The organism is Allobosea sp. 05T438, from assembly GCF_056396025.1.
This window is the reverse complement of the sequence record NZ_JBFTKQ010000004.1, coordinates 344,882-367,061: the sequence shown is the minus strand read 5'-3', so window position 1 is coordinate 367,061 and position 22,180 is coordinate 344,882. Positions and strand designations below refer to the sequence as shown.

Here is a 22,180-nt window from a genome sequence, read left to right as displayed (position 1 = left end):
TGCTCCGTTCGCCTTTCATGGCTTGGTGCGGGATCGCCCGGTGGCGATGGCAGCCAGCATCATCCTGATCCGGTGACTGAGGCTGGATAACTCCGGCTCGTCAACTCGCCAGCGCGCCGCGCACCAGGCTCGCGGCGAGCGCCAGCATCATGACGCCGATCGCGAGATCCAGGATGCGCCAGGCTGCCGGTCGGGCGAAGAGCGGCGCCAGGAAGCGCGCGCCAAGCCCCAGCGAAGCGAACCAGGCGAAGCTCGCGCTCGCCGCTCCGGCCATGAATGGCGTGCGCTCGACGGGAGGCAGGCTCGTCCCGACGGCGCCCATCAGCATGACAGTGTCGATGTAGACATGCGGATTGAGGAAGGTGAAGGCGGCGGTGCCCGCAAGCGCGGCACCGAGGCTGATCCCCGCCTGCTGATCGACGATGAGCGCGGTTGGGCTGGCTGCCCGGCGCAGCGCCGAGACGCCGTACCAGGCGAGGAAGGCTGCTCCGGCAAGACCGAGTGCCAGCGACAAACCCGGAACGAGCGCAAGCACGCTGCCCAGGCCGCTCACCCCCGCGACGATCAGGCAGGCATCCGCCGCCGCGCAGAAGAGGACGATGGGCCAGACATGTTCGCGCTTCAGCCCCTGCCGGAGGACGAACATGTTCTGGGCGCCGATGGCGACGATGAGGCCGGCGGAGAGGACAAAGCCTTTGGCGAAGGCGGGCAGGAGAGCGCTGGTCATACGGGCTTGATGCGTCCGGGCATCGATGTAGTCTAACTAAATTCTCTTATGCTGATTTAGGTAAACTAATGCTCGACTATCAGGCGCTGGCAGCAGTCGCCGCCGTCGCACGCGAAGGCAGCTTCGAAAAGGCGGCGGCAGCGCTGGGCGTTACGCCCTCGGCAGTCTCGCAACGTGTGAAAGGCCTCGAGGAACGGCTCGGAGCGATCCTGCTGACAAGAGGCTCGCCCTGCCGCCCTACGGAGATCGGCGCCAAGCTATGTGCCCATGTCGAGCGGGTCCGGCTCATCGAAACCGAAGTCGTCGGCGCTCTGCCCGGTCTGACGGCTGGTCCGGACACCGGCCCCTATGCGGTGCGTGTCGCGGTCAACGCCGACAGCGTCAGTACATGGTTTCCCAGGGCGGCAGCTCAATTCGCGACTGAAACCGGTGGCCTGCTCGATCTTGTCCTCGACGACGAGGCTCATACAGCCGAGCGGCTTCGCACGGGCGATGTCCTGGCGGCGGTGACGGCGGACCCGGCCCCCGTCGCAGGCTGCAGGATTCACCCACTCGGCATTGTCGAATACCTGGCCGTGGCCAGCCCGGCATTTGCGAGCAGGTATTTTCCGGCGGGCGCCGATGCGTCGAGCCTGCAGCGCGCTCCGATGATGCGCTTCGACCGCCGCGATGAACTGCAGTCGCGATGGGCGCGGGAGGCATGGGGAGCGACGATCTCGCCGCCGATTCACTGGACGCCGTCGACGCAGGGCATGCTGGATATGACGCTCGCCGGGCTGGGATGGTCGATGGCTCCCGTGCCGCTCGCGAGCCCGCTGGTTGCCGCGGGCCGCCTGATCGAGCTGCCACCGCAAAAGCGGATCGGGGTTGCGCTTTACTGGCAGCGCACACGATTGGCGGTGCGGCTGCTCGACAAGCTCACACTTGCGGTGCGAACCGTTGCGGCGCAGGAGCTTGGACCCGCTGACAGGCCCCAAGAGCCCGTTAGAAAATTTACTGAGCCCTCATCCTGAGGAGCCATTCCCTTGCGAATGGCGTCTCGAAGGATGCTCCAGGAGGCTCCTGAACCTTCTCGACTATCCTTCGAGACGCGCCTTACGGCGCTCCTCAGGATGAGGGCTTGCGTTTCCAAACGGTCTCTAACTGACGCGCGCATGGAAGGCCTCTGACACCGCGCGAGTTTGCAGCATGTCAAAGAAGAGGATCGCGCTGACGACTAAATAAGGGCTCGGTTTAAAATTGATCGGAGCCGCGCCATGCAGGCCACGCCATATCGAGACGAGCGGCTTCCGCGCTACACCAGCTACCCGACAGCCCCTCACTTTCATGCGGAAGTGGACGGGCCATCCTATGGGAAGTGGCTGAAGGCGCTCGCGGCGGGGACGACGACGTCGCTCTATCTGCACGTCCCGTTTTGCCGTTCGATGTGCTGGTATTGCGGTTGCCACACCACGGTGGCGCTGCGCAACGGCCCGATCATCGACTACCTCGCAGCGCTGCGCGGCGAAATCGCGCTGGTCGCCGAGCATCTCTCCGCATCTGTCGACGTGCGTCACGTCCATTTCGGCGGCGGCACGCCGACGATCCTCGAGCCGGCGGATTTCGTCGCGCTTGTCGGATTGCTGCGCCAGCATTTCGCTGTCCATCCCGACGCCGAGATTGCGGTCGAGATCGATCCACGCCGCCTCGAACCTGCGATGACGGCCGCTCTGGCGGCGGCGGGCGTCAATCGGGCGAGCCTCGGGGTGCAGAGCTTCGACCCCGCCGTGCAGAAGGCGATCAACCGCATCCAGAGCGTCGAGCAGACCGCCGCCGTGGTCTCAGGCTTGCGCGAGGAGGGAATCCGCGCCGTCAGCTTCGACCTGATCTACGGCCTGCCGAAGCAGACGCTGCAATCCTGCCTCGACACGGTCGAGCAATGCCTGGCGATGCGGCCCGATCGGTTTTCGATCTTCGGCTACGCCCATGTGCCCGAATTCAAGAAGCACCAGCGCCGGATCGCAACGGAAGACCTCCCCGACGGGCAAGCGCGGCACGAGCAGGCGGAGGCGATGGCGCGCAGCCTCACTGCCGCGGGCTATGTCCGCATCGGGCTCGATCACTTCGCCCGGCCGGGCGACGCGATGGCCCGGGCGCTGCCGGAAGGCCGGCTCCACCGCAACTTTCAGGGCTACACCACAGATCCCTGTGAGGCGCTGATCGGCTTCGGGGCGTCGGCGATCGGGCGCCTGCCGCAGGGCTATGTCCAGAACGAGGTAGTCATCGGCCGCTATGCGGAGCGCATCGCCGACAGCTTGCTGCCCACCGCCAGGGGCTACGGCCTGAGCGCCGAGGACCGCCTGCGGGCCGAGCTGATCGAGCGTGTGATGTGCGATCTCGCGGTCGATATCGATGCCGTCTGCGCACGGCATCCGGTCGATCCGCAGGTTCTCGCCCCCGCGTTACGCGCCCTCGACCAGCTGGCGTCGGAGGGGGTGGTCGACTTCGATGGCAGCCGCGTGCTCCTCCCGGAGAATGCGCGCCTGCTCGTGCGCAAGGTGGCATCGGTCTTCGATGCCCATGTCGAGCAATCGCCGCGCCGCTACAGCCGGGCTGTCTAGAGCATTTTCGAGCGAAGTGGACACCGGTTCACGAGAAGAAAATGCGATAAAACAGCGCCGTAAGGCATGTCGGCGCTTCGGAGAAACGCGGACATGCCTTACGGCGCTTCAGCTAATAGTCTTGACTAATCAATTAGCGAAAGCTATTTGATTTTCATGATCGCAACCATCCCCATCGACGCCGTCATGCAGGCGCTTGCCGTTCCGACCCGGCGGGCGGTGTTCGAGCGGATCATCCAGTCCGGCGAGATCACCGTTGTCGAGCTGACGCGGGGAAGCGGCGTGACGCAGGGAGCCGTCTCCCAGCATCTGAAGTCGTTGAAGCAGGCTGGCCTGGTCGCCGAGCGCCCCGAGGGGCGCAAGGTCTACTACCGCGCCCGGCCCGAAGGCCTCGAGCCGTTGGCCGGCTGGATGAGTCACTACGGCGCCTTCTGGCGCGACCGGTTCGGCGACCTCCGTGCCCTTCTCAAGGAGATCGATCCATGAACGACACCGCATCCGACACCAGGGATATCGTGGTCGAGGAGGTCTTCCCGTACGCGCCGGAGACTCTCTGGAAGACGTTGACCACCGGCGAACTGATCGGCCGCTGGCTGATGGCGCCGACGGGGTTCGAGCCGGTGAAGGGCAGGCGGTTCACCTTCCAGACCAAACCCGCCGGCGCCTGGGACGGCACCATTCATTGCCAGGTATTGGAGGTGATCCCGAACGAGAGCCTCGTCTATAGCTGGAAGGGCGGGCACGAGGCGAATGCCGGCTACGGCTCGCTGCTGGACACGGTCGTCAGCTGGACGCTCTTCAGGACAGCGAACGGAACACGCTTGCGCCTCGTCCATGCCGGTTTCGTCGTGCCGAGGAACCAGTCCGCTTTCGAGACAATGGGCAACGGTTGGAAGAAGGTCGTCCCGAGCATCGGCAGCATCGCCGGCGAGCAGGACTGACCGGGCACGAGGCCGGGCCCCGGAGCGGGCTCCGATCGCTGCGATCTGCGCGCGATCCATCGACGCTTCATGACAGGAGAGAGCGATGAGTGACGCTTACACCGGCGGCTGCGCCTGCGGCGCGGTCCGCTACGAGATTTCTTGCGAGCCGATCTTCATGAACGACTGCCAATGCCGCGACTGCCAGCACACGAGCGGCACCGGGCATGGATCCTACCTGACCTTCCCGTTGCGCGCGCAGGTGAAGCTTGCGGGGGAGGTGACGCATTGGGACGTGGTCGCCGACAGCGGCAATGTGAAGACGCGCGGCTTCTGCCCCGCCTGCGGATCGCCGGTATATCTGACATTCGCGGCCATGCCCGATCTGTTCACCGTGCACGCCGCGAGCCTCGACGATCCCAGCCGGTACGCTCCGCAGGTGGTGACCTACGCGGCGCGCGGTCATGCCTGGGATCACGTCGATCCGGCCTTGCCGAAATTCGAGACGATGCCGCCGGTGTGAGGGGCGGCCGGATCACGCTTGGCCGGCCTCGCTCGGTGCCGGAAGCGGACTTTTGATGGCCCCTGTGACCGGAGATTTGGCGCCGTGCACATGGGCCGCGGGTGCCCCGATCCGGAATAGCCGGCTAATGGATGCGCGCCTCGGGGCCACGGCGTGGACCACATCGCAGCAAGTATGGCCCCCCAGGCTGGCATCGATCCAAAGGAACTAGCCCGTTTGCGGTCGTTGTGGACTGGGGCGTATCAGCCTAATATCGCCGCGGGCGCTGGGGTAACTCAGTGGGAGCATGTCATGTCTCACCGCGTCCCGTTTACCCCGGGTGATCTGACCGATCATCAATTGGGTACCGATGACATTCTTGCCGGCAATCCGACCAACAATGTTCTGATCGGCGACGCTGGCGGCAGTCTGCTCGATCATTCCGGGGGCGGCAACGACATCTTCACCGAGAGCGGCGCCGCCACCTACACTTTTTACGGCGATGCGCTCGGCGACATTTCTGATTCTGCGCGGGGCGGCGACGATACCTTCACAGCCACTTTCGCGGGCGCATTCCAATCCTTCACCACTGTCTACGGCGATGCGGGTGGTGAGATGTCGGACCACGGCAAGGGCGGCAACGACACCTTCACCGGGGCCGCAGAGTCGAGCAATTATTTCTTCGGCGACGCAGGCGGCAACATGTCCGGCCATGCTCAGGGCGGCAACGACACTTTCACGGGCGGCGCGGGGGCAATCAATAATTTCTTTGGAGACGCGGGCGGCGATATGTCGGACCACAGTCGGGGCGGCAACGACGCTTTCACCGGTGGCAGCGACGCGATCAACGCTTTCAACGGTGACGCGGGCGGCAATATGGTCGGGCACGCTGAGGGCGGCGACGACATCTTTACGGGCGGGCAGGACTCCACCAACTTTTTCCAGGGTGATGCGCTCGGGAACATGTCCGACCATGCCAAGGGCGGCAATGACACCTTCAGCCCCGGCAGCAACTCCTCCAATAGTTTCTCCGGCGATGCGGGCGGCGGCATGTCCGGCCATGCTCAGGGCGGGGACGACACTTACATCGGCGCCATCCTCTCCTCGAATAACTTCTTCGGCGATGCGAGCGGCAACATGTCGGACTTCGCCAAAGGCGGCAACGACACTTTGATAGCTGGCAGCGACTCCGCCAACGTATTCTACGGCGACGCGGCCGGCGGCATGTCGGGCCACGCCCAGGGCGGCGACGACGTGGCAGTGCTGCCAGGCAGCGTGACGCTGTCAGGCCTATTCAACGATATCGCGTATGGCGACACCCAGACGATGTCTGGCGATGCCAGGGGCGGCAACGATACCCTGACCGGCGGCGACAACGCCGGCGCCGGTGATGTTCACTACCAACTCTACGGCGACGCGGAATTCATGTCGGAGGCCGCGAGAGCTGGCAACGATACGCTTACCGGCGGCAGCAACAGCGGCAGTGGCACGGTGACGAACGTTCTCTTCGGTGACGCAGCAAGCCTGTCGGGCTTCGCCAAGGGCGGCGATGACACCTTGATCGCCGGAACCGCTGCACCGGGATCCACGGTCAGCAACGACATGTGGGGTGACGGACAACTGAGCGACCACGCTCAGGGCGGTGCCGATCGGTTCGTGTTCAAGGACGCTGGTTCAATGACGGTCGGAACCAATAACACCATCGAGGACTTCAGCCAGTGCCAGCACGATAAAATCGAGTTCAGTGGCGTGGCGGGCGTAGAATCGTTCGCCGATCTCGTCATTACGCAAAGTGGCTCCGACGTCATCGTTACCGCAGGGGCGGATCAGGTGACTCTCCACAATTTCGCAGAAGCGCTGACAGAGAGTGATTTTCTGTTCTGCTGAAAGCGGAAGCCTGCTGCTGTTTCACACGCTGCGCGGCGCGCTCGGGGGCCTCGGACGAGGCGGTCGATCCATCGCGCCTGCACGCGGGCGACCGAGAACGGCGCCTTCTTTCTGAGCTGTAACCGCGGCGGGCAGCGCTTCTTCGGCGGCTCCTGTGCGCTTGGGCCGGACGGTCGCGCGCTCGACGATGATCGCGAGGACGTGCCGCGGGTCGATATCGACCTCGCCGACGTCGTGCGCTATCGCAGCTTCACCGGCATCGGGGCCGACCGGATGGCCGTGCTCTACGCCAAATACCTCACGCCCTGAGCCCTGCGAGACATCCGATGACGCGTTCTGCCTGCCCGCCGATCAGCGATGCCGACTGGCCCGAAGCCCTCGCCGGGATGAAGACCGGTTTCGCTGGCGCGCTCAATGTCTACCGGACGATGGCGCATCATCCGGCGCTGCTGCAGGCCTGGGCACCGCTGCGCCAGCACGTCGTCAAGGACAGTGCGCTCGGGCCGGTGCGCTCGGAGGTGGTGATCCTGCGCGCGGCCCATCGCATGGGCTCGCCCTATGAGTGGGCCCATCATGTCAGCCGGGCTCGGGTTCTGGGCATGAGCGACGCGCGTATCGCTGCGCTGCGCGGCATGCCGGAGGGCGAGGACGGGTTGATCGCGCGGGCGGTGGACGCCCTCTTCGACGACCGGCGCCTCTCGGTCGCGCTGGAGTCCGAGCTGGCCGCCGCGCTCGGCCGCGAGGCGGTTTTCGACCTGATCGCGACAGTCGGCTTCTATTCTGTCCTTGGCTACATCCTGATGACCTACGACACGCCGATCGATGCCGGCGTGGCAACGGAGATGGCCGAGCGACCGCTGGCAGGCGCATAGCGGCACCAGCGAGCACGATCTGCCGGATCGCCGCTGCGGCAGGCGCTCAGGATGCGGAAGTGCCGTCGGCGGCCGGGGAGTGGTTCTCGTCGGCCGTTGTCGGATTGCGCACGAGCCGCGGCGCCGTCGCGTCCAGGAGCGGTAGCGCTGCTGCGCCGAGCGCGGCGGTAAATTGGCCCGTGGCGCCGCGCTGGACGCGGGGAACCGAGCGATCGCCACGCCTTGCTACGGAGAGCGGCAACGGCCCGGCCGCTGCGATTAGCGCATCGATGACGCTGTCCGGCAGTGCGCCGCCGAGCACGATGGTCTCCGGATCGAACAGGTTCTCCAGCAAGCCCAGCACGGGGGCGAGCAATGCTCCCGCCTGGGTGATCCAGCCTGTCACGACCGGATGCCCCTCGGCGTGGAGGCGCGCGATTCCGCCGGCATCGATCTGGTCGATGCCGGCGCGGCGCAATGCGTCCCGCAGCGCCGGCGGCGAGACATAGCGTTCCAGGCAACCCTGGCGCCCGCAGATGCAGGTCTCGCCATGCGGCACCACCGGAATGTGGCCGATCTCGCCGGCGTTGCCGAAGGCACCGCGATAGGGCTCGCCGTCGAACATGAGCCCGAGGCCGAGGCCGAGGCCGAAATAGACCAGGCAGAAGTGCCGCAGATTGCGGCCGATCCCGTAGAGATGCTCTCCGACCGCGGCAGCCGTGGCGTCGTTTTCGATCGTGACCGAGGTGCCGAGCGCGGCGCTCATCAGGGCGGTGACATCATGGCCGGTCCACCCCGGCAGCGCCGTCGAGCCGACGGTGAGCGTGCCCTCGAAATCGAACGGGCCCGGCATCACCACGCCGCAGCCGAGCAGGCGCTCCGGAAGTCCCTGTGCCGCTCGCGCCCGCGCCAGTTCTCCCGCAGCCAGCGCCTGTACCGCTTCCACGGCAAGGTCGGGGAGGGGGGCGACGCGCTGAGCCCTGACTTCCCCGGTCAGGTCGACCAGTACCGTGGTGATGTGGTCCGCCGCGATCTCCATGCCGGCGGTAAGGCCGCCATCGGCGTTGAGGGCGAACTCTACCGGCGGTTGGCCCCGCGCCGTGCGCCGGCGGCCGAGCTCGATCAGATATCCCTCTTCCAGCAACTCGGCGACGATGTTCGAGACGGTCTGGGCGGTCAGCCGGGTCRGGTGGGCGATATCCGAGCGGCCGAGCCGGCCGTGCTGACGGAAGGTCTCGAGCACAACGCGGCGGTTGTGGTGGCGCGCCCTTTCGGGGTTGGCGCCGAGGGCGGCGCTTTGCGCTGCGGGAGGCTTGCGGTGCGGCATCGGAAACCGGGGTTCTTCGTCTGGACAAGCTGCGGCGGTTATTAATTCAATTCAAGTGAATTAATTTGTTGACAGCGATCCTGCGCCGGGAAAAGCATGGCGCCAGACAGCCCCGCCTGCCGGGAGCAGATGAATCGGGCGTCACAACCAGAGGGGAGAGACCATGCGCGGCTTTCGCGGATTGTTCCTGGGCATGTTGATGTCTGTCGGCGCCATCGCCGGCGCCCGCGCCCAGGCGGTCGAGATCGAATATTGGCAGTATGTGTTCGACGCTCGCGTCAAGGCGATGAACGAACTGATCAAGCGCTTCGAGGCCGCCAATCCGAACATCAAGGTCAAGCACACGACCTTCCCCTATGCCGACTACCAGACCAAGATCGTCGCGGCGGCGCCCGCGGGGCAGGGGCCGGACGTGGTCCAGCTCTTCTATGGCTGGGTCGACAACTTCATTGCCGGCAAGGTCATCCGGCCGCTGCCGCGCGACGCCTTCCCGCCGGAGATGATCGAGAAGGAGTTCTATCCGATCGTCTCGGCGATGAAGCGCGACGGTGAATATTACGGCCTGCCGACGGCGGTGCGCTCGCTGGCGCTGTTCTACAACAAGAAGATCTTCCAGGAGGCGGGGCTCGATCCGGCCAAGCCGCCGAAGACGCTCGACGAGTTCCTCGACGTCGCCAAGAAGACCACGAAGCGCGACGGCGCGGGCAACATGCTGCAGGCAGGCATCACGCTCGACATGCCCGGCCAGGACTACCATTGGTGGCGCGAGGCGCTGCTGCGCCAGATGGGCGGCGCGCCCTACAGCGCCGACAATCGCAAGGTGACCTATGACAGCGAGGCCGGCGCCAAGTCGCTCGCTTGGTATGCCGATCTCCAGCGCGTCCACAAGGTCGGGCTCGCCGGCTTCATGGATGAGGGCCAGGCCGCCTTCCGCGCTGGCCGTGTGGCGATGACGATCGACGGCTCGTTCCGCCTCGGTGCGTTCGGTGGCATCAAGAACTTCGAGTGGGGCGTCGCCGAGCTGCCGGCAGGGCCCGATGGGACGAAGTCGAACTTCGCCAGCTATTGGGTCAATGCCATCACCACGAAGCCGACCGGCGAGAAGCTCGAGGCGTCGAAGAAGTTCTTGGCCTTCGTGACCTCGCCCGAGGCGATGCAGCTCTGGTTGGAGACCGTCGGCGAGCTGCCGGCGCGCAAGGCCGCGGCTGAGACCGAGAAGAACCTCGCCCATCCCGTCTACGGCCCGTTCCTGAAGGCGCTGAACTACTCGCAGGCGACCGTATTCGTCGACGAGATGCCGCAGCGCCAGGTGATCCTCGACATGGCCAACCGCGTTCTGCTCCAGGACCAGGAGCCCAGGGCGGCACTTGCCGAGGCGGCCAAGGCCGAACAGGCGATCCTCGACCGCTTCTACAAGAAGTGATCGCAGCTGTCTGAGCAGGCCATCGGGACAGGACGCATATGACAATCGACACCGATGTCGCTCGCTCCGGCGGGCGCCTTTGGCAGGGCCTCAGCCTGCGACAGAAGCAGGTCGTCTGGGCCTGGGCCTTCCTCGCCGTGCCGATCTTGTTCTACGGGCTGGTTCGCTTCTACCCGACGCTCGAGGCCTTCGTGATCTCGACCACGAAGTGGAACCTGATGACGCCGCCGACCTACGTCGGGCTGGCGAATTTCGAGCGCCTGCTGACCGATCCGGTGTTCTGGAAGGTGTTCGCCAACACCTTCCTCTACCTCGTCATCGGCACGCCGCTGAGCCTGATCCTGTCCTTCGTGATCGCCTATCATCTCGACCGTGTCCGCTTCATGCACGGCTTCATCCGGGCGCTGTATTTCCTGCCTTTCCTCACCACGGCGGCGGCGATGGCCTGGGTTTGGCGCTGGTTCTACCAGCCGGTGCCGATCGGCCTGTTCAACAACCTGCTCGCCGGGCTTGGCATTCCCCAGCAGCCCTTCCTGCGCTCGACGACGCAGGCGCTGCCTGCCGTGCTTGCGCCGGCGATCTGGGCTGGCCTGGGCTTCCAGGTCGTGATCTTCCTCGCCGGCCTGCGCGCGATCCCGACCACCTATTACGAGGCGGCCCGCATCGACGGGCTTCCCGACCTCGCCATCCTCCGGCGGATCACCCTGCCTTTGCTCAAGCCGACGATCATCTTCCTCGTCGTTTTCTCCTCGATCGGCTTCCTGCGGATCTTCGATCAGGTCTACAACATGACGAGCCAGACGAGCAGCGACCCCGGCGGGCCGCTGAACGCGACCAAGCCGCTCGTGCTGATGATCTATCAGACTGCCTTCTCCTCCTTCGACATGGGCTATGCTGCGGCCCAGACCGTCGTGCTCTTCCTCGTTCTGCTCTGCGTCTCGCTGCTGCAGCTGCGCCTGCTGAGGGACCGCTGATGAGCGCCATCGCCTCGCCACTCTCCGGCCGTACCGGACCCGGTCGCATCCTCGCCTGGCTGCTGCTCTTCGGCGGCGGCCTGTTGATGGTGACGCCGCTCGCCTTCATGTTCGCGACCTCGCTGAAAGACTCCTCCGAGATCTACGATCTCGCCTTCTTCCCGGCGCATCCGACGCTCGAGAACTACGTCACGGTTCTCTCTGACGGCCGTTTCGTGCGCTGGTTCGCGAACTCCTTCGGCATCGCGGCTGCGGTCACGCTCTCCAACGTCTTCTTCGACAGCCTGGTGGGATACACGCTGGCGAAGTTCCGGTTCCGCGGCCGCTATCTGGTCTTCATCGCCATCCTTTCGACGCTGATGATCCCGACGGAGATGCTGGTCATCCCCTGGTACGTCATGGCCAAGAACTTCGGCTGGCTCGACAGCTACTGGGGCATCATGTTCCCGGGCATGATGACCGCCTTCGGCACCTTCCTGATGAAGCAGTTCTTCGAGACGGTGCCGAACGATTTCCTCGAGGCCGCGCGCGTCGACGGGCTCAACGAATTCGCGATCTTCTGGCGCATTGCCATGCCGCTGGTGACGCCTGCGCTCTCGGCGCTCGCGATCTTCACCTTCCTGGGCAACTGGACGGCCTTCATCTGGCCGCTGATCGTGACGACGAGCAAGGAGCTCTACACGCTCCCCGTCGGCCTCACGAGCTTCGCCGTCGAGGCGCAGGTGCAGTGGGAACTCATCATGACGGGGGCGGCGCTCGCGACCCTGCCGACGCTCACCGTCTTCCTGGTGCTGCAGCGCTATATCGTCCGCGGCGTCGTGCTCGCCGGGCTGAAGGGATAAGTCCGATGACCGACAACGCCGACCCGCGCTCGCGCGACAAGTCCATCTTTCCCGATCCGGTCTACAAGGAAACGGTGCTGCGCCCGCTCTTCGATGGGGCGAAGACCCATCATGTCGAGGGTTTCCGCGCCATCGACCGCGCCCATCTCGTCATGCTGGCCGAGACCGGCATTCTCCCCCGTGAGACGGCGTCCGGCATTGCTCACGCGCTGGCCGCGATCGAGCGCGAAATCGATCCAGCGGCGCTGAGCTACACCGGCGAGGTCGAGGACTATTTCTTCCTCGTCGAAGCCGAGCTGCGCAAGCGCCTGAAACCGGAGGATGACGGCCGGCTGCACACCGGTCGGTCCCGCAACGACATCGACCACACCTTGTTCAAGCTCGCGCTAAAGCCGCGGCTGGACCAGCTCGCCGCGCGCCTGCGCGCCGTCATTGCCGCTGCGCTGACGCTGGCCGAGCGCGAGAGGGCGACACTGATCGTTGCCTATACCCATGGTCAGCCCGCCCAGCCCTCGACGCTGGGGCATTATCTCTCGGCCGCGATCGAGGTGATGCTGCGCGACCACCTGCGCCTGACGCAGGCGCGCGAGCTCCTCGATCTCTGCCCGATGGGTGCCGCCGCGATCACCACAAGCGGTTTCCCGCTCGACCGTCACCGTGTCGCGCACCTGCTCGGCTTCAAGGCGCCGCTGCAGAACTCCTATGGCTGCATCGCCGCGGTCGACTATGTGACCAGCGTCTTCAGCGCGGTCGAGCTCGTCTTCCTGCATCTCGGCCGGGTGATCCAGGACCTGCAGTTCTGGACGGCCTTCGAGGTCGGACAGATCTATGTTCCCAATGCCTTCGTGCAGATTTCTTCGATCATGCCTCAGAAGCGCAATCCGGTTCCGATCGAGCATCTGCGTCATCTTTCCTCGCAGACGATGAGCCGCGCCCGCATGGCCCGCGACATCGTTCACAACACGCCGTTCACCGACATGAATGACAGCGAGGGCGAGACCCAGGAAGCGGGCTATCAGGCCTTCGAGACGGGGGGCCGTGTGCTCGATCTGCTCGCCGCGCTGCTGCCGAAGCTTTCGGTCGACAGCCGCCGCGTCACCGAGACGATCCGCCGGTCCTGCATCACCATCACCGAGCTTGCCGACACGTTGGTGCGCCGCGAGGGCCTGCCGTTCCGGGTCGCGCACGAGATCGCCTCGGCGGTCGCGCGCGCCGTTGTCGCGCGGGATGGCGACCTGCAGCGCGATGGCTACGACGCCTTCGTCGATGCCTTCCGCCATGCTGCTGGTCGCGAGCCTGCGCTGAGCCGCGGGGATTTCACGCTCGCCGTCTCGCCGGAGAATTTTGTTGCCCTGCGCGAGCGTTTCGGCGGGCCGGGTCCGAAGGCGCTGGGTGCGGCGCTTGCCGGCTATCGCATCGAGCTTGGCGCAGCCGAGGACGCCGCCGCCGCGACGGCGCAGCGCGAGGAGGCTGCGCGGCAGGAATTGAACGGCGCATTCGCCGCCTTGGCAGGAGCCGTCTGATGGCCGGGATCGCGATCGAGAAGCTGGTCAAGAGCTATGGCCCGACGCAGGTCGTGCATGGCATCGACCTCGACATCCAGGACGGGGAGTTCGTCGTCTTCGTCGGCCCTTCCGGCTGCGGCAAGTCGACGACTTTGCGCATGATCGCCGGGTTGGAGGAGATCGACGGCGGCTCCATCGCGATCGGCGGGCGCATCGTCAATCAACTGGAGCCCAAGGAACGGAACATCGCCATGGTGTTCCAGAACTACGCGATCTATCCCCATATGAGCGTGGCCGAGAACATCGCCTTCGGCCTCTACACCTCCGGTCTCGACAAGGCGCAGAAGCGCAAGCGCGTCGAAGAGGTCGCCGAAGTGCTCGGCCTGACCGCGCTGCTGGAGCGCCGGCCCTCGGCCCTGTCCGGCGGCCAGCGCCAGCGCGTCGCCATCGGGCGCGCCATGGTGCGCGATCCGGCCGTCTTCCTGTTCGACGAACCGCTCTCCAATCTCGATGCGCAGCTTCGCGGGCAGATGCGGCTTGAGATCAAGCGGCTGCACCAGCGACTCGGCACCACCATCGTCTTCGTCACCCACGACCAGGTCGAGGCGATGACCCTGGCTGACCGGATCGTGGTGATGCGCGACGGGCGCATCCTGCAGGTCGGTGCGCCGATGGAGCTCTACGAGAAGCCGGCGGATGTCTTCACCGCGCGCTTCATCGGCTCGCCGACGATGAACATCGTGCCTGCGAGAGCAGCCTCCGAAGCCGGTCGGAGTACCCTCCAGCTCGGCGAGGCGCCGGTTGCCTGGTCCGGTCCGCTTCCAGCCGAGCTCCTCGTCGGCGTCCGCCCGCAGGAATTGCGTGTGCTGGAGCCGGGCGAGGGCGCGGACCTCGTGCTCTCCGGGACGGTCGCGGTCGTGGAGCCGCTCGGGCCGGAAACCTTCGTGCATGTCGATACCGAAGGCGGGTTGCTGCTCGCCTCGGCTCCGGCCAAGAGGCCGCCCGCCATCGGCGCTGCTGTCAGACTCGGCGCTCCGGCATCGGCGCTGCGCCTGTTCGACGCCAAGAGCGAGCGGGCCCTGTGATGGCCGAACGACCGCAGCCCGACGGGCTGGTGCTGAGCATCGGCCGGCTCTATTGCGATCTCGTTTTCCGGGGGCTGGCGGCCATGCCGCGGCTCGGGGAGGAGCGTTTCGCCGACGAGGTCGCCGTCGTTCCCGGTGGCGGCGGCTTCATTACCGCTGCGCATCTGATCGGGCTCGGCCGGCCTGCCGGCCTGCTTGCGCGCCTCGGCGAGGACCCGATCTCGCAGGCGCTGCGGCCTGCACTCGAAGCCAGCGGCGTCGACCTCGCCTTTCTCGAATGCGCCGCCGATGCGGGTCCGCAGCTCACCGTCGCGATGATCCATGATGGCGAGCGCGCCTTTCTCTCGCGCCGTGCCGGTCCGGCGCGCCCGGCGACACTGAACGCCGCGCTCGGTGATACCCGCGCCTGCCATCTCCATATCGCCGAATTCGCGACGCTGGCCGAGATTCCCGATGTGGTAAGCGAGGCCCGCCGTCACGGCCTCACAGTCTCGCTCGATCCGAGCTGGGATGACGCGCTGATCCGCTCGCCTGATCTCCTCGCACGCTGCAGCGGCGTCGATATCTTCCTGCCCAATGCGGCGGAAGCTCGCGTGATCGCCGGTTGCGATGATCTCGACCTCGCGGGGCAGCGGCTCGCCCGGCATTTTGCACTGGTAGCGATCAAGGACGGCGGCGCTGGAGCGCGGCTCTACCACGGCGGCGAGCAGGTCACCCTGCCGGCCGCGCCGTGCCGGGAGGTGCTCGACACGACAGGCGCCGGCGATGCCTTCAATGCCGGCTTCCTGGCGGCCTGGCTTGCCGGAAGCTCTCCGGTTCGCGCGCTTGCCGAGGGCATCGTCTGCGGCACGCTCTCGGTTCAGAGTGTCGGAGGTGCAGGAAGCAAGCTCGCCCCGCGGCAGGTTGCCCACCTCGCGGACCATCTGCTCGAAACACCGTTGCGCCACCATGGTTGAAGCTCTGCTCACCCGAGAAGCGGCCGAGTCCGCAGCCGTCGCGCTCCGTCAGCGGACGGAAAACGCGGCCATCATGGCCGATCTCGCCGGACGCCTGCGCATCAAGCGGCCAGCCTTCGTCGCGACCTGCGCGCGGGGCTCGTCGGACCATGCGGCAACCTACGGCAAATATCTGATCGAACTCGCGCTCGGTCTGCCCGTCGCCTCGCTCGGACCAAGCCTCGCCTCGGTCTATGGCGGCGAACTCGACCTCTCCCGTGCCTTGTTCATCGCCGTGTCGCAGTCGGGCCGCAGCCCCGATGCCTTGCGCCTGACCGAAGCCGCAAAACGCGCCGACGCGCTCGTGGTCGGCTTCGTCAATGACGAGGCTTCGCCGCTGGCCGAGATGGTCGACGTGCTCGTGCCGCTGCGGGCCGGGCCGGAGCACAGCGTCGCTGCGACCAAGAGCTTCCTCGCCACCTGTCTCGCTTTCCTGCATCTGGCAGCCGAATGGGCGCAGGACGATGCCCTGTCCGCCGCGCTGGCGCAGGCGCCCGAAGCGCTCGATGCCGCCGGCCGCTGCGACTGGGGGCCGGCTCTCTCGGCCTGGCGCGAAGCGCGCAGTCTGTATGTGATCGGGCGTGGCCTGAGCTTCGGCATCGCGCAGGAGATCGCGCTCAAGTTCAAGGAAACCTGCCGGATCCACGCCGAGGCCTTCAGCGCCGCCGAGGTGCGGCACGGCCCGCTCGCTCTGGTCGGGCCGGGCTTCCCGGCTCTGGCGCTCGACCCGGGCGACGAGGGCAGCACCAGCGTCGCTGACGCCGCGTCCGCCCTGGCGCAATTCGGCGCCGACCTGTGCTATGCCGGTGCGCGCGAGGGGGGGCATGGCACGAGCCTGCCTCTGCCGCCTGCGCTGCCAGCCCCGCTGCTGCCGTTGGCGCAAGTCCGCGCGTTCTACGGCGCGGTCGCGGCTCTGGCGAAAAGCCGCGGTCTGGATCCCGATCGGCCGCCCCATTTGGCCAAGGTAACGCGGACGGTGTGAGCGGGCGTCATCGCCGCCCATCCCGTTCGGAAGATCATACCGAGGGGGAGGGCGGTGAAACGCAGCCCGACAGTAGTGCTTGTCGGCGGATTCGTATTGTTTCGAAAGATTATAAACTAGACAATAATAATTGACAGCTTTGACGCTTGGGAATCTAACGCCGGCCCAGTTCACGAACTGCGTTGGCAGGAGAAGGTCACCATGGCGTCGTACTCGTCCCTTGCTCTTCGTATCGGCGTTCTCGCCATCACCCTCGCCGCGGCGAACGCGGTTCGGGCTCAGGACGGGATCACGGTCTACAACGCCCAGCACGCCAGCCTGACGCAGGCCTGGGCCGACGGCTTCACCAAGGAGACTGGCATCAAGGTGACGATCCGCAAGGGGTCGGATACCGAACTCGCCAACCAGATCGTCCAGGAGGGCGCGTCCTCTCCAGCGGACGTCTTCGTCACCGAGAATTCCCCGGCCATGGTGCTGGTMGAGAAGGCCGGGCTGTTCGAGACGCTGCCCAAGGACGTTCTCGATCAGGTTCCGGCGCAGTTTCGCCCCGCGAGCGGGCGCTGGACGGGCGTCGCCGCGCGCAGCACCGTCTTCGCCTACGACAAGCGCAAGCTGAAGGAGGCGGAGCTGCCGAAGTCGATGCTGGATCTCGCCGACGCCAAGTGGAAGGGGCGCTGGGCCGCCTCGCCGTCGGGCGCCGACTTCCAGGCGATCGTCGGCGCGCTCCTCGTCCTCAAGGGCGAGAAGGTCACGGGCGACTGGCTCAAGGCGATGAAGGACAACTCCAGCGCCTACCGCGGCAACAGCGTCGCCATGAAGGCGGTCAATGCCGGCGAGGTCGAGGGCGCGGTGATCTACCACTATTATTACTTCGGCGATCAGGCGAAGACGGCTGAGAACAGCGGCAATGTCGGGCTGCACTATTTCCGCGGCCAGGATCCCGGCGCCTTCCTGAGCACTTCGGGGGCGGGCGTGCTCGAATCCAGCAAGCACAAGAAGGAGGCGGAAGCCTTCGTGAGGTGGATGAGCGGCAAGCAAGGGCAGGCCGTCCTGCGCGAGGGTGATTCCTTCGAATACGCCATCGGCAACGGCGAGGCTTCGAACCCGAAGCTGGAGCCGATCGCCAAGCTCGACGCACCGAAGGTCGAGCCCTCGCAGCTCGACAGCAAGAAGGTCACCGAGCTGATGACCGCCGCGGGCCTGCTCTGACCCGGTTGCGTAGATTAATTGCGCGTGCGAGATGCCCTCGCACGCGCATTGTCCCATGACCGTTTCTCTTTCCGTCGATACGCCGGCTCTGCCGGTTTTGCCGCTCAGGCGGCAACGCAATCTCGCCGGCCGGGCAATGCTGCTGCTCGCCGGCGGCGTCTCCCTCTGCGCCCTGCTGCCATTGGGATTCATCGTCTGGATTGCGATCGAGACCGGTTGGCAGACGGCCTTCTCGCTGATCTGGCGGCCACGCGTCGGCGAATTGCTCGTCAACACGTTGCTGCTCGAACTCTGCACGCTGCCGCCTGCGATCCTGCTGGCGGTCACGCTGGCCTGGCTCACCGAGCGCAGCGACATGCCCGGCGCCAAGGTCTTGTCCTGGCTCGCGGTCGCACCGCTCGCAGTGCCGGCCTTCGTCCAGTCCTATGCCTGGGTCAGCTTCCTGCCGCGCTTCCACGGGCTGCCGGCCGCGGTGCTGGTTTCGGTCCTCGCCTATCTCCCCTTCCTCTATCTGCCGGTCGCCGCGCAGATGCGCCGGCTCGACCCTGAACTCGAACATGTAGCAGCCTCGCTCGGGCAGTCTCCGTCGCGCGTCCTTCTGCGGGTGGTGCTGCCGCAACTGCGGCTTGCGATTTGTGGCGGCAGCCTTCTGGTCGGGCTGCACCTGCTCGCCGAATACGGGCTCTACGCCATGATCCGCTTCGACACCTTCACCACGGCGATCATCGACCAGTTCCAGTCGAGTTATAACGGCCCGGCGGCGAACATGCTCGCGGGCGTGCTGGTGCTGAGCTGCTGCGGGCTCATCGGGCTCGAATGGCTGCTGCGCGGCGGCGCGCGCTATGCCCGGCTCGGCTCCGGCGCGCCGCGCCCGGCACCGCGCCAGCGGCTCGGAGCCTGGCGGCTGCCGGCCCTGGCGCTGCCGTTCGCCTTCGCCGCGCTCAGCCTCGGCGTACCCGCGCTGACGCTCTCCCGATGGCTCATGGCCGCAGGAGACGATGTCTGGCGGCAGAGCGCGCTGGCGGCGTCCCTGGTCGAGACGCTGGGCTATGCCGCTGCCGGCGCCTTCGCTGCCGCTGCTACCGCGCTGCCGATGGCGTGGCTCTCGGTCCGCGCACCCGGCCGGGCGACCCGCTTGCTGGAAAGCTGCCACAGCTATCTGGGTGCGCTGCCGGGTGTCGTGGTGGCGCTGGCCCTCGTCACCGTGACGGTGCGCATCGCCTTGCCGCTCTACCAGACGGCTGCGACCGTGGTCTTTGCCTATGTCCTCATGTTTCTGCCGCGCGCGCTGGTCGGGCTGCGGGCCGGCATCGCGCAGGTTCCGGTCGAGCTGGAGCGCGCTGCGGCGGCGCTCGGCCGCAACCCGGCCCGGACGCTTCTGTCGGTGACGCTGCCGCTCGCAGCGCCCGGCGTCGCCGCCGCGATGGCACTCGTCGCGATGGGCGTGGCAACGGAGCTGACCGCGACATTGCTGCTCGCTCCCAACGGCACCCGCACGCTGGCCACGGAGTTCTGGGCGCTCACCAGCGAACTCGACTATGCGAATGCCGCGCCCTATGCGGTGCTGATGATCCTTCTCTCGTTGCCGATGACCGCGCTGCTGCACGCTCAGGCACGCAAATCCCTCGGCGCATGACCCAGCTCGTCATCTCGGAAGTCTCGAAGCGCTACGGTGCGACGGTGGCGTTGGATCGCGTGTCACTTTCCGTGGAGGCGGGCAGCCGCGTCGCCATCGTCGGGCCCTCCGGCTCGGGAAAGACGACGCTGTTGCGTGTCATCGCCGGCTTCGAAGCCCCCGATGCGGGAACTGTGGTGCTCGACGGGCAGGTGCTGGCCGACGGGCCGGCGATCGCCCCCGCACATCGGCGCCGGATCGGCTATGTCACTCAGGACGGGGCGCTGTTCCCGCATCTCGACGTTGCCGGCAATCTCGGCTTCGGCATCCCGCGAAACGAGCCGGACCGGGCGGGCCGATTGCGCGAGCTGATGGAGCTCGTCGAGCTCGATGTCGCGATGCTGACCCGCAGGCCGCACGAGCTCTCCGGAGGGCAGCAGCAGCGTGTCGCGCTCGCCCGCGCGCTCGCCCGGAAACCGGCCCTGATGCTCCTCGACGAGCCGTTTTCCGCGCTCGATACGGGGCTGCGCGAGACTGTCCGGCAGGCTGTGGCGCGCGTGCTCGCCCGAGCCGGCATCACGACCATCCTGGTCACTCATGATCAGGGTGAGGCGTTGTCCTTTGCCGATCAGCTCGCGGTGATGCGTGAAGGCAGGCTTGTGCAATCAGGCCGGCCGGCCGAGCTTTATTGGCGGCCGGCGGATGTCGAAACGGCCCTGTTCCTGGGAAGCGCCGTTCTGTTCGAGGCCAAAATCGAGGAGAAGAGCGTCTCCTGCGGGCTTGGCGAGTTCGAAGCCGAGACAGGCGGTCGCCGCGGGGTTGGCACCATCATGCTCAGGCCTGAGCAGTTCCAGCTGTCGCCGGTCGGTCCGGGCCTCGAAGCCTTGATCGAGAGCGTCGCTTTCCGGGGCGCGCAATGCACTGTGGCACTGCGGACGAACCATGGCGGCGGGGAAATCCGTTTCACCGCACAGGTTTCGAGCATGGACCGGCCGCAGATCGGACAGACCGTTTTCGTATCGGTGAAGGGCGCGCCGTTCCTGCTGCCCGGCTCCCGATAGGGGCCGAACCCAACGCCGTTTGGCGGCCGACCGGCGGATGCAGGGCTACTCCTTGACCGCCGGCGCAAAGAGGAACCGCCGTCTGGCGTGCTCTTCCTTCCAGCATGCCCCCCGCCACGCCTTCATGGCTCTCGTACGGCTCTCAAAGACGGGGATACCGCCGAACGGGAAGCGGGGAAGATGAACGCCCGCGAACAATCCTGTTCAGGCCACGTTCCATAACCGACTGCTCTACTGGCCAGAGCAAAAAGGGAGATTCCCATGCGTCGGTTTGCGATCACAGCACTTGTTGGCTTAGGCATTGCCGCTTCATTGACGTCGTTGCGCGCCAGCGAGGCGTTGCCCGGAGATGTTGCTCGGCGCCTCGACAAGCAGGCGGTGGAGTTCACGATGAGCGAAGCCAAGCGTGAGCGTCTGATGATCATTCAGGAGAATATGGAGCGCCAGCGCTACCATGAGCGTCGTCACGGCTATGGTGGCGGGAACGGATACGGCTACGGACGCCGATACGGCGGCCCGCCTCCCTGGGCGCCGGCTTATGGCTATCGCCGCGACTACGACGACCGCTGGTGATGGGCGTGCAAGAGCGCGAACAGCCACGCGATGTGATCGTTACCGTGTTGCGTTCGATCGGTCGGTGTCTCGCAATTGCAGGGTGTGCGACGTAAATTGCCGTAGAGTAAGATAGCAACAGAACCCGACTCCCGTTTGAGTAACGGACCAGCGGAGCAATGCGACGTGTTCGCCTCGCAAATGGATGGTATCATTGCGTATAATTTGTGCTTTACTCTTTTGAAAGATCGGGGCTTTCTACAAGAAGAATGGCCGTCCGCTTGGGGTTGAACGCGGGGGAAGCATGAAGATACAAATGGTTTGTCCGGGCTGCCGGGGCCTTCGTTCGGTCGCGAACCTAGCATATCCCGGGCACATCGAAGCGTGCCCCCGGTGCGAGGCATCCGGATACATCGCGGTCGCCGACAGGAAAGCTATCCTCCGTACACATAACTCCGCACCCGTTGCCGCAAATGATGTCGGCAAGCTCCGGAAACTGCTCAAGGATAAATGGGATTTGCTGACCTTGGCAGCGCTCAGCCCGCCGTCATCGAGCGCGCTTTCCGAACTCGCACTCTGCGCTTGGATGTAAGCCGTAGGCGCCGATCCTGCGGCGGCCGCTCAGTTCCGTCAGGCGGCTTTGCAGCTGGCCCGATCACGATCGATCTGTTGCTGCCGACATTGTTCTGCTCGTCACGGAGAAGGACCGGTCGCTTCTCGACTTGATCCCGCAGGCCAGCCTTACTGACATGGGTTTCGGCAGCATGGGGCCGGAGCGCTGCTCAGGTAGAGGGGCCGATATCGGCCTTGTTCGAGGTCGCGGGGCTGGCAAGCGCGACCCCGAACGATCCTTGGCGACGATGAACTGGAACGCGGCTTGCCGCGACGAATAACCAGTAAGCCGGGGGTTTCGGCATGGATCAGAACGAGTTTCGTTGCGAGACATGTGGCTCCCCACATGTCTCGATTCCGAGCATCCTCAAGCCAGAGAGTGAAGTCGTCTGCGGCCGGTGCGGTGCCTCCATTGCGACGTGGGGGTATTGCGGCGCCATCGCGCTCATTATGATCAATGAACTCCGACATCAGATCCATCCTGCTGATCCGGCTGCGCGTTACGGCTCGT

General features: G+C 66.0%; 20 protein-coding genes. 18 read left to right on the top strand and 2 right to left on the bottom strand.

Annotation, left to right across the window (positions count from 1 at the left end; translation table 11 throughout):
* Nucleotides 1-100: 100 nt before the first annotated feature.
* Entirely contained in the window at nucleotides 101-727 is a 627-nt protein-coding gene (locus tag AC1DIN_RS12355) for a LysE/ArgO family amino acid transporter (RefSeq protein ID WP_476810017.1), read from the bottom strand.
* 68 nt (nucleotides 728-795) lie between these two features.
* On the opposite strand from AC1DIN_RS12355, the gene AC1DIN_RS12350 reads away from it, so the two are divergent.
* The 7 genes from AC1DIN_RS12350 to AC1DIN_RS12320 all read left to right on the top strand — a co-directional run bounded on the left by AC1DIN_RS12350 (nucleotide 796) and on the right by AC1DIN_RS12320 (nucleotide 7,508).
* A complete protein-coding gene (locus tag AC1DIN_RS12350) occupies nucleotides 796-1,740 on the top strand; it encodes a LysR family transcriptional regulator ArgP (RefSeq protein WP_476810016.1) in 945 nt (314 codons plus the stop codon).
* Between the two features lie 243 nt (nucleotides 1,741-1,983).
* Nucleotides 1,984-3,327: an oxygen-independent coproporphyrinogen III oxidase gene (hemN, locus tag AC1DIN_RS12345; protein ID WP_476810015.1), complete on the top strand. Its 1,344-nt coding sequence runs from the start codon at nucleotides 1,984-1,986 to the stop codon at nucleotides 3,325-3,327.
* A 156-nt stretch (nucleotides 3,328-3,483) separates the two neighbouring features.
* Nucleotides 3,484-3,813, top strand: a complete 330-nt coding sequence (locus AC1DIN_RS12340) for an ArsR/SmtB family transcription factor (RefSeq protein WP_476810014.1) — start codon at nucleotides 3,484-3,486, stop codon at nucleotides 3,811-3,813.
* The gene (locus tag AC1DIN_RS12335) at nucleotides 3,810-4,268 is read left to right on the top strand and encodes an SRPBCC family protein (protein WP_441470289.1); all 459 of its coding nucleotides are present in this window, start codon (nucleotides 3,810-3,812) and stop codon (nucleotides 4,266-4,268) included. Before AC1DIN_RS12340 ends, AC1DIN_RS12335 begins: the two co-directional genes overlap by 4 nt.
* Before the next feature lie 85 nt (nucleotides 4,269-4,353).
* Entirely contained in the window at nucleotides 4,354-4,770 is a 417-nt protein-coding gene (locus AC1DIN_RS12330; RefSeq protein ID WP_476810013.1) for a GFA family protein, read from the top strand.
* Between the two features lie 291 nt (nucleotides 4,771-5,061).
* The gene (locus AC1DIN_RS12325) at nucleotides 5,062-6,636 is read left to right on the top strand and encodes a hypothetical protein (protein ID WP_476810012.1); all 1,575 of its coding nucleotides are present in this window, start codon (nucleotides 5,062-5,064) and stop codon (nucleotides 6,634-6,636) included.
* A 326-nt stretch (nucleotides 6,637-6,962) separates the two neighbouring features.
* Complete coding sequence (locus tag AC1DIN_RS12320; protein ID WP_441470285.1) at nucleotides 6,963-7,508, top strand: carboxymuconolactone decarboxylase family protein; 546 nt, start codon at nucleotides 6,963-6,965, stop codon at nucleotides 7,506-7,508.
* Between the two features lie 46 nt (nucleotides 7,509-7,554).
* Here AC1DIN_RS12320 and AC1DIN_RS12315 read toward each other — a convergent pair whose 3' ends face one another.
* Nucleotides 7,555-8,814, bottom strand: a complete 1,260-nt coding sequence (locus AC1DIN_RS12315; RefSeq protein ID WP_476810011.1) for an ROK family transcriptional regulator — start codon at nucleotides 8,812-8,814, stop codon at nucleotides 7,555-7,557.
* A gap of 163 nt (nucleotides 8,815-8,977) precedes the next feature.
* Between AC1DIN_RS12315 and AC1DIN_RS12310 the strand changes: the two genes are divergently transcribed.
* The 11 genes from AC1DIN_RS12310 to AC1DIN_RS12260 all read left to right on the top strand — a co-directional run bounded on the left by AC1DIN_RS12310 (nucleotide 8,978) and on the right by AC1DIN_RS12260 (nucleotide 21,078).
* On the top strand, nucleotides 8,978-10,237 hold the full coding sequence (locus AC1DIN_RS12310; protein WP_476810010.1) for an extracellular solute-binding protein: 1,260 nt from the start codon (nucleotides 8,978-8,980) through the stop codon (nucleotides 10,235-10,237).
* 38 nt (nucleotides 10,238-10,275) lie between these two features.
* Nucleotides 10,276-11,211 carry a carbohydrate ABC transporter permease gene (locus AC1DIN_RS12305; RefSeq protein ID WP_476810009.1) on the top strand — a complete coding sequence of 312 codons (936 nt, stop codon included), beginning with the start codon at nucleotides 10,276-10,278 and terminating at the stop codon, nucleotides 11,209-11,211.
* A complete protein-coding gene (locus tag AC1DIN_RS12300; protein ID WP_476810008.1) occupies nucleotides 11,211-12,053 on the top strand; it encodes a carbohydrate ABC transporter permease in 843 nt (280 codons plus the stop codon). Before AC1DIN_RS12305 ends, AC1DIN_RS12300 begins: the two co-directional genes overlap by 1 nt.
* A 5-nt stretch (nucleotides 12,054-12,058) precedes the next feature.
* Nucleotides 12,059-13,576 (top strand): lyase family protein, encoded by a 1,518-nt coding sequence (locus tag AC1DIN_RS12295; protein WP_476810007.1) that lies wholly within the window; start codon nucleotides 12,059-12,061, stop codon nucleotides 13,574-13,576.
* Nucleotides 13,576-14,643: an ABC transporter ATP-binding protein gene (locus tag AC1DIN_RS12290; RefSeq protein WP_476810006.1), complete on the top strand. Its 1,068-nt coding sequence runs from the start codon at nucleotides 13,576-13,578 to the stop codon at nucleotides 14,641-14,643. Before AC1DIN_RS12295 ends, AC1DIN_RS12290 begins: the two co-directional genes overlap by 1 nt.
* Nucleotides 14,643-15,599 (top strand): carbohydrate kinase family protein, encoded by a 957-nt coding sequence (locus AC1DIN_RS12285; RefSeq protein WP_476810005.1) that lies wholly within the window; start codon nucleotides 14,643-14,645, stop codon nucleotides 15,597-15,599. Before AC1DIN_RS12290 ends, AC1DIN_RS12285 begins: the two co-directional genes overlap by 1 nt.
* 73 nt (nucleotides 15,600-15,672) lie before the next feature.
* On the top strand, nucleotides 15,673-16,620 hold the full coding sequence (locus AC1DIN_RS12280) for an SIS domain-containing protein (protein ID WP_441470277.1): 948 nt from the start codon (nucleotides 15,673-15,675) through the stop codon (nucleotides 16,618-16,620).
* Between the two features lie 201 nt (nucleotides 16,621-16,821).
* Nucleotides 16,822-17,829 carry an iron ABC transporter substrate-binding protein gene (locus AC1DIN_RS12275; RefSeq protein ID WP_476810004.1) on the top strand — a complete coding sequence of 336 codons (1,008 nt, stop codon included), beginning with the start codon at nucleotides 16,822-16,824 and terminating at the stop codon, nucleotides 17,827-17,829.
* A gap of 55 nt (nucleotides 17,830-17,884) precedes the next feature.
* Nucleotides 17,885-19,465 carry an ABC transporter permease gene (locus AC1DIN_RS12270; protein ID WP_476810003.1) on the top strand — a complete coding sequence of 527 codons (1,581 nt, stop codon included), beginning with the start codon at nucleotides 17,885-17,887 and terminating at the stop codon, nucleotides 19,463-19,465.
* A complete protein-coding gene (locus AC1DIN_RS12265; RefSeq protein WP_476810002.1) occupies nucleotides 19,462-20,505 on the top strand; it encodes an ABC transporter ATP-binding protein in 1,044 nt (347 codons plus the stop codon). Before AC1DIN_RS12270 ends, AC1DIN_RS12265 begins: the two co-directional genes overlap by 4 nt.
* A gap of 261 nt (nucleotides 20,506-20,766) precedes the next feature.
* On the top strand, nucleotides 20,767-21,078 hold the full coding sequence (locus tag AC1DIN_RS12260) for a hypothetical protein (RefSeq protein ID WP_476810001.1): 312 nt from the start codon (nucleotides 20,767-20,769) through the stop codon (nucleotides 21,076-21,078).
* Nucleotides 21,079-22,180 lie beyond the last annotated feature (1,102 nt).